This window comes from Amycolatopsis sp. NPDC026612 (assembly GCF_040638285.1).
GTDB lineage: Bacteria > Actinomycetota > Actinomycetes > Mycobacteriales > Pseudonocardiaceae > Amycolatopsis.
The window spans coordinates 25,488-35,183 of record NZ_JBEZYB010000078.1 but is presented as its reverse complement, the minus strand read 5'-3'; the positions used below and the strand labels follow the sequence as shown (position 1 = coordinate 35,183).

Genomic DNA, 9,696 nt, shown 5'->3' with positions numbered 1-9,696 from the left:
GCCGCCCGGTTTCCGGAGCAGGTACCCGCCCGCCACGCCCTCGGCGAACAACGCCGAACGCTGGGCGATGTACAGGGTTAGAACCCGCATTACCACTCACGAACGCCGGATCACTGGTTGCAGCGCTTGCCGGTGTTGATGCAGTTGACGACCTGGTTCATCAGGCGCTGGCCCATGACGTTGGCGAAGTCGTCGTGGTCCGAGCGGGGGTTGTGCTTCTCCTGGGCGAAGGCGTCCACCTTGTACTGGCCCTTGACCTGGATGTCGTGCGGGATGTTGTAGACCAGCTTGATCACCAGCTGCGGGACGTTCTTGAAGCCCTGCGGGCACTTGCCCTGCTGGTCGGCGAACACGATGTGCGTGCGGTGGTTGGTGCTGTCGATGTTCTTGCCGTCCCAGCAGTTCGGGAAGGCGTGGATGCGCTCGACCTTGCTGTTCGCCGGGCAGATCGGGTAGTGGTCGGTGAGCCGGTCCTCGAAGCCGGTGCAGGTCCAGCTGGGCCGGGCGTTGGCCGGGCCGTTGGTGCTCTGCTTGGCGTCGCCGTAGAGGATGCGGAGGAACTGCGGCATCGCGACGACCTTGGCGGCGCCGCCGCTGGTGAACGTGATCGTCGCCGACTGGACGCGCTGGATCTCGCCGTCGTTGTCGCCGACCTCGTTCTTGCCGTTGACGCCGGGCAGTTCCGCCGGCTGGCCGTTGCTGTTCTGGCCGCCGTTGTCGATGCCGCCCTTGCCGTTCTGCTTGAGCGCGCACTGCGCGAGGCCGCCGAGGTTGGTCGGCTTCGCGGCCCGGCGGCCGATCGCGATGGCGATCCGGTCGATGGTCGAGGCCCGCTTGTCCTTGAGCGGCCCGACGACGGCGTTCTGGACGTCCTGCGGGGTCTTCAGGTCACCGTTGGCGATCCGCTTGTTGGCCTCGTCGATCTGCTTGTCGAGCAGGTCGAGGTTGCGGTTCACCTCGTCCATGGCCTGGTCCGGGACGTCGGGCAGCTTGCTCGCGACGTCGGGGCAGTCGACCTGGGTGCTCGCCTTGTCCTTGGCGCTGCCGGCGCGGTCGGGCTGCGTGGCGGGCGGGTTCTTCTCGGCGTCGCCGGTGTCGATGCGGACGACGGGCCAGAAGTAGGCGGACTTGTCGCCGTTCTTGCAGGTGGTGCCGGCCTTGACGAGGCTCTTGTTGTTGGAGTCGGAGTTGGTGGAGAGGTTGCCGACGTAGTCGTGCAGGTGCTGGGCACCGTTCTTGATCCCCGGCTGCGCGATGAAGTTGTCGGGGTTGAAGTGCTGGTTTTCGTTGCGGCCGCAGTCCACCGTGAACGTGCCGCGCGCGCCCTTCTGCTGCAGCGCCTTGTTCACGTTGACACCCGAGGGGACCTTCGCGATGTCGAGGAAGAACGACGGGTCGGCTTCGTCGGCGCTGGCTTCGCCGGTCCGGCCGGCGGTGGTCGCGACCACGATGCCACCGACCGCGATCGCGAGGGCGAGTGCGCCGGTCGCGATCTTCGTGCGGCGGGTGATGCGATGTCTGCCCGTGGCGGGGGTGCGGGAAGTATTCCGGGCCATGTTCACCTCGTTCGGTTTTCCGGGCACGCCGAAGTGCAGCTGCGTACCCGGGCTGGAGACGCGCGGAACCCGGGGAGCGGCACCGGGTCACGGGTATCGGGGGACCCGCCCGGTGTCACTGGTTCCGGCATTGGGGGGAACGGCTGCGCGCCGGGGACGGTTCAAGCCGCGATCCCGCCGTTACCGTTTCGTTATTTATGGAAAGTGAACAAAGTTCGCGTCTGGCTATGTGATCGCTAACATCACTCCATGCCCGTGGACGACGTAAGTCCCGACGGCCCGCTTCGCGCGCGGCCCCTCCAGCGGCGGGGCACGCTCGGGGTGATCGCGACCGGCTCGTCCGCATCGGGCCCGACCCTGCACGGACTCCGCGCCGCCGCCCGCGAACAGGAATACTCGCTGAACGTCTTCAGCGTGTCCGGGCACGGCGGAGCGGCGGTGCCGGCCGCGGTGGCCGGCCTGCAGCTGCAGGGGGTGGCCGGGATCGTCGTGCTCGACGGGCAGCTCCTGGCCGAGCTGGCCCCGGTCGCGGAGATCCCCCTCGTGCCCGCGGCGTCCACCGACCAGTACGCGGGAGCGCGCCGGGCCACCGAGCACCTCCTGGAACTCGGCCACCCGACGGTCTGGCACCTCGGCGGCCCGGAAGAAGGCCCGGCGGCGCGCGCCCGCGAGCGCGGCTGGCGCGAAACCCTCGAACGCCACGGAGCGGAGATCCCCCCGGTGGTCCGCGGCGACTGGTCCGCCCGCTCCGGCTTCCGCGCCGGCCAGTCCCTGGCCGTCGAATCCGGCGTGGGCGCGGTGTTTTCGGCCAACGACCACATGGCCCTCGGCCTGCTCGCGGCGTTCGCGGAAGCGGGCATGCGCGTCCCGCGCGACGCCCACGTGGTCGGCTTCGACGACGTCCCCGAGGCCGCCTACTTCGCACCGCCGTTGACGACGATCCGCCAGGACTTCGTCGCGGCGGGCCGCCAGACGCTGGCCGCCCTCGCGGCCCGCATCGACGGGGTGGCGGCCCCGGCGTGGGGAACGGTCGAGGCCGAGCTGGTGGTGCGGGAGAGCAGCCGCTGCCTCCGGGGCGCTTAGGGTTCGGAAGGGGCACGGCGGTTGCGCAGGGCGGAGAAGGACGGCGGGGCACGCGCACCGAGCCCGCTCCGGCGGCGCGGCCGTCCGGCTAGAGCTTCAGGCGGTCGCCGAGTTCGCGGACGTGGGCGGCGTTCCCGCAGTCCAGGTCCAGCTGGCGGCGGCGCTCCGCGACGAACGCCCGGCCGAGGCCGGTCCGGTCCGAAGTGGACGTCGTCCGGCGCAGTTCGTTCAGCAGTCCGCGTTCCTCGCCGCGGACGTGGGCGTCCACGACGTTCTCCAAGCGCAGCAACGCCTTTTCGAAGTCGTTGCCGTCCAGGACCGCGAGGAGGTCTTCGGCGAACGTGCCGCCAGGGTCGGCCGGGCGGACGATCCGCTCGGTCGCCGTCGCGTGGGCGACCAGCAGGGACGACAGCTCCGCCACCAGGGCCGGGCGGTCGGCTTCGGTGTTGCGCAGGTCGCGCAGCAGCTGTTCGAACCGGCGGTGGTCGGCCAGCAGCACCTCGACCAGGTCCGAGCCCGGCGCGGCCGCGGCCGGGGCCGGGCGCATCCAGCCGAACGTCAGCTCCACCGCCTGACGCCAGTGCGCGTACTCGGAGTCGCGGCGGGCCGGGTCCATCGCCGGCAGCCACTGCCCGGCCCGGTGCCAGTTGCGCCGCAGCCCCTCCAGGTCCGGCCAGTACCCGACCGACAGGCCCGCCGCGTAGGCCGCGCCGAGCGACACCGTCTCCGCCACCATCGGGCGCACCACCGGCACGTCGAGGACGTCCGCGATGCACTGCATCAGCAGGTTGTCGGCCGTCATGCCGCCGTCGACCTTCAGCGTCGTGAGCGCCAGCCCGGAGTCGGCGTTCATCGCGTCGACGACCTCGCGGGTCTGCCAGCCGGTCGCCTCCAGCACCGCGCGCGCCAGGTGACCCTTCGTGATGTACGACGTCAGCCCGGCGATCACGCCGCGCGCCTCGCTGTGCCAGTGCGGCGCGAACAACCCGGAGAACGCGGGCACGATGTAGCAGCCGCCGTTGTCCTCGACCGTGCGCGCCAGGGTTTCGATCTCGGGGGCGCTGCCGATCAGCTCCAGGCCGTCGCGGAACCACTGCACCAGCGACCCGGTGACCGCGATGGACCCTTCCAGCGCGTACACCGCGGGCTCGTCGCCGATCTTGAAGCCGACCGTGGTGAGCATGCCGTGGGTGGACAGCACCGGCGTCGGGCCGGTGTTGAGCAGCAGGAAGCTGCCGGTGCCGTACGTGCACTTCGCCTCGCCGGGCGCGAAGCAGGTTTGGCCGAACAGCGCCGCCTGCTGGTCGCCCAGCGCCGCGGCGATCCGGATGCCGGGGACCACGCGCGAAGTGGTGCCGTAGACCTCCGTCGACGACCGGATCTCCGGCAGCATCGCGCGCGGGACGTCGAAGAAGTCCAGCAGCTCGTCGTCCCAGGAGAGCGTGCGCAGGTTCATCAGCATGGTGCGCGAGGCGTTGGTGACGTCGGTGACGTGCACGCCGCCCTCGGCGCCGCCGGTGAGGTTCCAGATCAGCCAGCTCTCGATGGTGCCGAAGAGGACGTCGCCGCGTTCGGCGCGCTCGCGCAGGCCCGGCGTGCGCTCGAGCAGCCAGCGGATGCGGGGCGCGGAGAAGTACGTCGCCAGCGGCAGGCCGCACAGCTGCCGGACGCGGTCGGCGCCGGGTTCGCGGGCGAGCTGTTCGAGCATGGCGTCGGTCCGGGTGTCCTGCCAGACGATCGCCCGGCCGACGGGGTTGCCGGTGCGCCGGTCCCACAGCACGGTGGTCTCGCGCTGGTTGGCGATCCCGAGGCCGACGACCTGCTCGGCGGTGGCCCCGGCGTCGGCCAGCGCCTGCGGCACGATCCGGGACACGTTGCGCCAGATCTCGGTCGCGTCGTGCTCGACCCAGCCGGGCCGCGGGAAGTGCTGCTGGTGCTCCCGCTGCACGACGGAGACGAGCCGGCCGCGGGCGTCGAACAGGATGCACCGGGTGGAGGTGGTGCCCTGGTCGATGGACATCACGTACCGCTGGACCACGGACTCACCTCCACAGCTGTCGGGGCGGGTACCCGCACCTCCGTCACCACCGGGACGCGCCCAGGTCCCGGGAGACCGCGCGGGCCGCGTCGCGGACGTGGCTCAGCAGCCGCGGGCTCGGGCCGCCGTCGGGCTCGCAGATCCGCTCGACCGCGCCGGACACGCCGATCGCGCCCACCACGATGCCGCCGTGGCCGCGGATCGGGGCCGCGATCCCGGCTTCGCCGGAGATCATCTCGCCGTTCTCCACCGCCCAGCCCGCCTCCCGTACCTTCGCACACGCTCGCTTGATCGCCGTCTGGGTGACCAGGGTGCGGCGCGTGTACGGCTCCGGGGCCGCCTTCAGCGTCGTGTCGTAGGCCAGCAGGACCTTGCCGAGCGCGGTCGCGTGCAGCGGCAGCAGCGTGCCGACGTCGAGGGACTGGAGGCTGTCGTCCGGCCGGAACACGTGGTGCACGACCAGCACCCGGCCCTCCAGGGGCGCGCCGATCCGGACCGCTTCGCCGCTGCGCGAGGCCAGGGCGTCGGCCCAGTTGATGGCCCGCGACCGCAGCTCGTTGACGTCGAGGTAGCTGGTGCCCAGGTGCAGCAGTGCCGCGCCGAGCTGGTACTTGCCGCTGTCGCGGTCCTGCTCGACGAACCCGACGCCCTGCAGCGTGCGCAGGATCCCGTGCGCGGTGCCCTTCGCCAGTTCGAGGGACTCGGCGATCTCCCCGACGCCCAGCCGGCCGGAGCCGCGCGCCAGCAACCGCAGGATCGCGGCGGCGCGCTCGATGGACTGGATCGGACCCGGCACGCCGGGGACCCTAACCCGACCGGCCCCGATTCGACAATGTCGAACATCCACATCGGGCGTTCGACAATGCCGACCGCCGTCCGTTGACCGGCCCGACACGTGAACTTAACTTTCAGCCACCAGCAGGGGGGAAACGGTCCTATGTGGAGGAAAGCAATGGTGCGAAGCCTCAAGGCCCGCGGGCTCGTCGGCGAGATGGCCGCCGAGTTCGTGGGAACGATGATCCTCATCCTGTTCGGGTGCGGGGTGGTGGCGCAGGTCGTCGCCGCGGGCATCGGGGACCACGACAGCATCGCCTGGGCCTGGGGCCTCGGCGTCACGCTGGGTGTTTACGTCGCTTCGCGGATCAGTGGCGCGCACCTGAACCCGGCCGTGACCATCGCCCTGGCGGTGTTCAAGGGCTTCGAATGGCGCAAGGTCGCCCCCTACGCCCTGGCCCAGACCGCCGGCGCGTTCCTCGCCGCTCTGCTGGTGCGCTGGAACTACACCGAGGTCCTCAACGCCAAGGACCCGGGCCTGACGATCAAGACGCAGGGCGTGTTCTCCACCCTGCCGGGTAACGGCTCGCTTCCGGTGGGTGACTGGGGTGCCTTCCGCGACCAGATCATCGGCACCGCGATCCTCGTCCTGGTGATCTTCGCCATCACCGACCTGCGCAACACCTCGCCCGGCGCGAACCTCGCCCCGGTCGTCGTCGGCTTCCTGGTCGTCGCGATCGGCATGGCCTGGGGCACGAACGCCGGCTACGCGATCAACCCCGCCCGCGACTTCGGCCCGCGGCTCGCGTCCTGGCTGACCGGCTACGACACGGCGTTCACCGACCAGTACGGCTTCCCCTACTGGTGGATCCCGATCGTGGCGCCGGTCCTCGGCGCGGTCATCGGCGGCGCGATCTACAAGTACCTGATCGAGCGGCACCTGCCCGCCGGTGACCCGCTGGACGCCATGCCCGCCAAGGACTTCGAGCCCGCCAACTGAGTAGGAGCACGACCATGCCGGACTTCGTCGGTGCCGTGGACCAGGGCACGACCAGCACCCGCTTCATGATCTTCGACCACGGCGGCAACGAGATCGCCCGCCACCAGCTCGAGCACGAGCAGATCCTGCCGAAGCCCGGCTGGGTCGAGCACGACGCCACCGAGATCTGGGAACGCACCCGCTCGGTGATCTCGACCGCGCTCAACAAGGCCGGCCTCGCCGCCGGTGACCTCGCCGCGCTCGGCATCACGAACCAGCGCGAGACCACCGTCGTGTGGAACCGCCGGACCGGGCGCCCGTACGGCAACGCGATCGTCTGGCAGGACACCCGCACCGACCGGATCGCCTCCGCGCTCGAGCGCGAGGGCAAGGGCGACGTCATCCGCCGCAAGGCCGGCCTCCCGCCCGCGACGTACTTTTCCGGCGGCAAGCTGCAGTGGATCCTCGAGAACGTCGACGGCGTGCGCGAGGACGCCGAGAAGGGCGACGCCCTCTTCGGCACCACCGACTCGTGGCTCATCTGGAACCTCACCGGCGGCCCGGACGGCGGCGTCCACGTCACCGACCCGACCAACGCCTCGCGCACCATGCTGATGGACCTCGAGACGCTGGACTGGGACGACGAGCTGCTGTCGTTCTTCAAGGTCCCGCGGCAGATGCTCCCGGCCATCCGGCCGTCGTCGAACCCGGGTTTCGGCACCACCCGCGCGGACGGCCCGCTCGGCGGCGAGGTCGCTATCACCGGCGTCCTCGGCGACCAGCAGGCCGCCACCGTCGGGCAGGTCTGCTTCCGGCCCGGCGAGGCCAAGAACACCTACGGCACCGGCAACTTCCTGCTGCTCAACACCGGCCAGGAGCTCGTCCGCTCGAAGCACGGCCTGCTCACGACCCTGTGCTACCAGTTCGGCGACGACAAGCCGGTCTACGCGCTGGAAGGCTCGATCGCGGTCACCGGTTCCGCGGTGCAGTGGCTGCGCGACCAGCTGGGCATCATCAGCGGCGCGTCCCAGAGCGAAAGCCTGGCCCGCCAGGTCGAGGACAACGGCGGCGTCTACTTCGTCCCGGCGTTCTCCGGCCTGTTCGCGCCGTACTGGCGGTCGGACGCCCGCGGCGCGATCGTCGGGCTCACCCGCGCCACGACCAACGCGCACCTGGCGCGGGCGACCCTGGAGGCGATCTGCTACCAGACCCGCGACGTCGTCGAGGCGATGCAGAACGACTCCGGTGTCACCCTCGACGTGCTGCGCGTGGACGGCGGCGTCACCGCCAACGAGCTGTGCATGCAGCTGCAGGCGGACATCCTCGGCGTGCCGGTGTCGAAGCCGGTCGTCGCCGAGACCACCGCGCTCGGGGCCGCCTACGCGGCCGGGCTGGCCGTCGGCTTCTGGAAGTCGGCCGACGAGCTGGAGCAGAACTGGAACGAGGACAAGCGCTGGACGCCGTCGTGGACCGACGAGCAGCGCGCCGAGGGCTACGCGGGCTGGCAGAAGGCCGTCGGCCGGACCCTCGACTGGGTCGACGTGCAGTGACCATGAGGAGGAGTTCCGTGAAAACCGTGCCGTTGTCCCCGCAGTACCGCGCGGACGCCCTGCGCAAGCTCGTGACCGACGAGGTCGACGTGCTGGTCGTCGGCGGGGGAGTGACCGGCGCCGGGATCGCGCTCGACGCCGCTTCGCGCGGGCTGTCGACCGCGCTGGTCGAGGCCCGCGACTTCGCCGCCGGCACGTCCAGCCGCTCGTCCAAGCTGATCCACGGCGGTCTGCGCTACCTGGAGCAGCTGGACTTCAAGCTGGTGCGCGAAGCGCTCAAGGAACGCGGGCTGCTGCTGCAGAAGCTGGCCCCGCACCTGGTGCGGCCGGTCAAGTTCCTGGTCCCGCTGCAGCACCGGGTGTGGGAGCGCGGCTACATCGGCGCCGGCGTCACGCTGTACGACACCCTCGGCGGCGCCCGAGCGCTGCCGAGGCACCGGCACCTGTCCAAGCGAGGCGCCTTCAAGGTGGCCCCGGCGCTCGCGGACGACGCCCTGATCGGGGCGATCCAGTACTACGACGCCCAGGTCGACGACGCCCGCCACACGATGACGATCGCGCGGACGGCCGCCGAGCAGGGCGCTTCGGTGCTGACCCGGACTCGCGTCACTTCGCTGCTTCGCGACGGCGAGCGGGTCGTCGGCGCGAAGGTCGTGGACCTCGAGAGCGGGGTCGAGTTCGAGATCCGCGCCCGCACGGTGGTGGCGGCCACCGGCGTGTGGAGCGACGACATGGCGGAGGCGGCCGGGATCCCCGCGCCGTTCACCGTCCGGGCGTCGAAGGGCATCCACCTGGTGGTGCCGCGGGAGAAGATCGACCTCGACACCGGGCTGATCCTGCGCACCGAGAAGAGCGTGCTGTTCGTCATCCCGTGGGGACGGCACTGGATCGTCGGGACCACCGACACCGAGTGGGACCTCGACCGCGAGCACCCGGCGGCGAGCCGCGCGGACGTCGACTACGTGCTCGAGCACCTCAACGCCGTCCTGCGCACCCCGGTGACGCACGACGACATCGAGGGCGTCTACGCCGGTCTCCGGCCGCTGCTGGCAGCGAAGGCGGCCGCGACGACGAAGCTGTCGCGGGAGCACGCGGTCGCGCACCCGGTGCCGGGCCTGGTCATCGTGGCCGGCGGCAAGTACACGACGTACCGGGTGATGGCCGCGGACGCGGTCGACGTCGTGGTCGAGGAGCTCGGCCGCCCGGCCCCGCCGTCGTGGACCGACCGGCTCCCGATCGCCGGCGCCGAGGGCTACCACGAGCTCTGGGACGACCGCTTTTCGGTCGCTTCGCGGACCGGGTTGCCGCTGCCGCGCGTCGAGCACCTCCTGCAGCGGTACGGCACGCGGATCTGGAACCTGGCCGAGCTGATCGAGGAGCGGCCGGACCTGGGTTCGCCGATCACGGACACCTCGGAGTACCTCCGCGTGGAAGCCGTCTACGCGGTCTCCCACGAGGGTGCGCTGCACCTGGAGGACGTGCTCACCCGGCGGACGCGCATCTCGATCGAGGAGCGCGATCGCGGCGTCGCGGCGGCGCCGGTGGTCGCCGCGCTGATGGCCCCGCTGCTGGGCTGGGACGAGCACAAGCAGCAGCGCGAGGTGGCGAACTACCTCGCGCGGGTCGAGGCGGAGCGCTCGGCGCAGGAGGCTCCCGACGACGCGGCCGCGAACGCCACCCGCCTCGCGGCCCCGGCGCTGCTGCCGAGCTGACTCA

7 protein-coding genes are annotated in these 9,696 nt (G+C 71.3%); 4 read left to right on the top strand and 3 right to left on the bottom strand.

Annotated features, from left to right (window positions below):
• Positions 1-110: 110 nt before the first annotated feature.
• Positions 111-1,556, bottom strand: a complete 1,446-nt coding sequence (locus AB0F15_RS37950; RefSeq protein WP_360281414.1) for a DUF1996 domain-containing protein — start codon at positions 1,554-1,556, stop codon at positions 111-113.
• 249 nt (positions 1,557-1,805) lie between these two features.
• Here AB0F15_RS37950 and AB0F15_RS37945 point away from each other — a divergent pair, with 249 nt between their 5' ends.
• A complete protein-coding gene (locus AB0F15_RS37945; protein ID WP_360281412.1) occupies positions 1,806-2,639 on the top strand; it encodes a substrate-binding domain-containing protein in 834 nt (277 codons plus the stop codon).
• A gap of 88 nt (positions 2,640-2,727) precedes the next feature.
• On the opposite strand, the gene glpK (AB0F15_RS37940) is transcribed toward AB0F15_RS37945, so the two are convergent.
• Both glpK (AB0F15_RS37940) and AB0F15_RS37935 read right to left on the bottom strand, forming a co-directional pair.
• A complete protein-coding gene (gene glpK, locus AB0F15_RS37940) occupies positions 2,728-4,677 on the bottom strand; it encodes a glycerol kinase GlpK (RefSeq protein ID WP_360281410.1) in 1,950 nt (649 codons plus the stop codon).
• Between the two features lie 43 nt (positions 4,678-4,720).
• The gene (locus tag AB0F15_RS37935; RefSeq protein WP_360281408.1) at positions 4,721-5,473 is read right to left on the bottom strand and encodes an IclR family transcriptional regulator; all 753 of its coding nucleotides are present in this window, start codon (positions 5,471-5,473) and stop codon (positions 4,721-4,723) included.
• A 156-nt stretch (positions 5,474-5,629) separates the two neighbouring features.
• On the opposite strand from AB0F15_RS37935, the gene AB0F15_RS37930 reads away from it, so the two are divergent.
• From AB0F15_RS37930 to glpD, 3 genes are read left to right on the top strand one after another with little or no spacing between them, the layout of a single operon-like run.
• Positions 5,630-6,451, top strand: coding sequence for an MIP/aquaporin family protein (locus AB0F15_RS37930; protein WP_360281406.1), 822 nt, complete (start codon positions 5,630-5,632; stop codon positions 6,449-6,451).
• Between the two features lie 14 nt (positions 6,452-6,465).
• The gene (gene glpK / locus AB0F15_RS37925) at positions 6,466-7,980 is read left to right on the top strand and encodes a glycerol kinase GlpK (protein ID WP_360281404.1); all 1,515 of its coding nucleotides are present in this window, start codon (positions 6,466-6,468) and stop codon (positions 7,978-7,980) included.
• 2 nt (positions 7,981-7,982) lie between these two features.
• Positions 7,983-9,692, top strand: a complete 1,710-nt coding sequence (gene glpD / locus AB0F15_RS37920) for a glycerol-3-phosphate dehydrogenase (protein WP_360281402.1) — start codon at positions 7,983-7,985, stop codon at positions 9,690-9,692.
• Positions 9,693-9,696: the final 4 nt, after the last annotated feature.

What these genes read in the sequence shown, in the direction of transcription:
- AB0F15_RS37950 (WP_360281414.1), bottom strand. Translation starts at nt 1,556, where the DNA reads ATGGCCCGGAATACTTCCCGCACCCCCGCCACGGGCAGACATCGCATC.
- AB0F15_RS37945 (WP_360281412.1), top strand. Translation starts at nt 1,806, where the DNA reads ATGCCCGTGGACGACGTAAGTCCCGACGGCCCGCTTCGCGCGCGGCCC.
- AB0F15_RS37930 (WP_360281406.1), top strand. Translation starts at nt 5,630, where the DNA reads ATGGTGCGAAGCCTCAAGGCCCGCGGGCTCGTCGGCGAGATGGCCGCC.
- glpK (WP_360281404.1), top strand. Translation starts at nt 6,466, where the DNA reads ATGCCGGACTTCGTCGGTGCCGTGGACCAGGGCACGACCAGCACCCGC.
- glpD (WP_360281402.1), top strand. Translation starts at nt 7,983, where the DNA reads ATGAGGAGGAGTTCCGTGAAAACCGTGCCGTTGTCCCCGCAGTACCGC.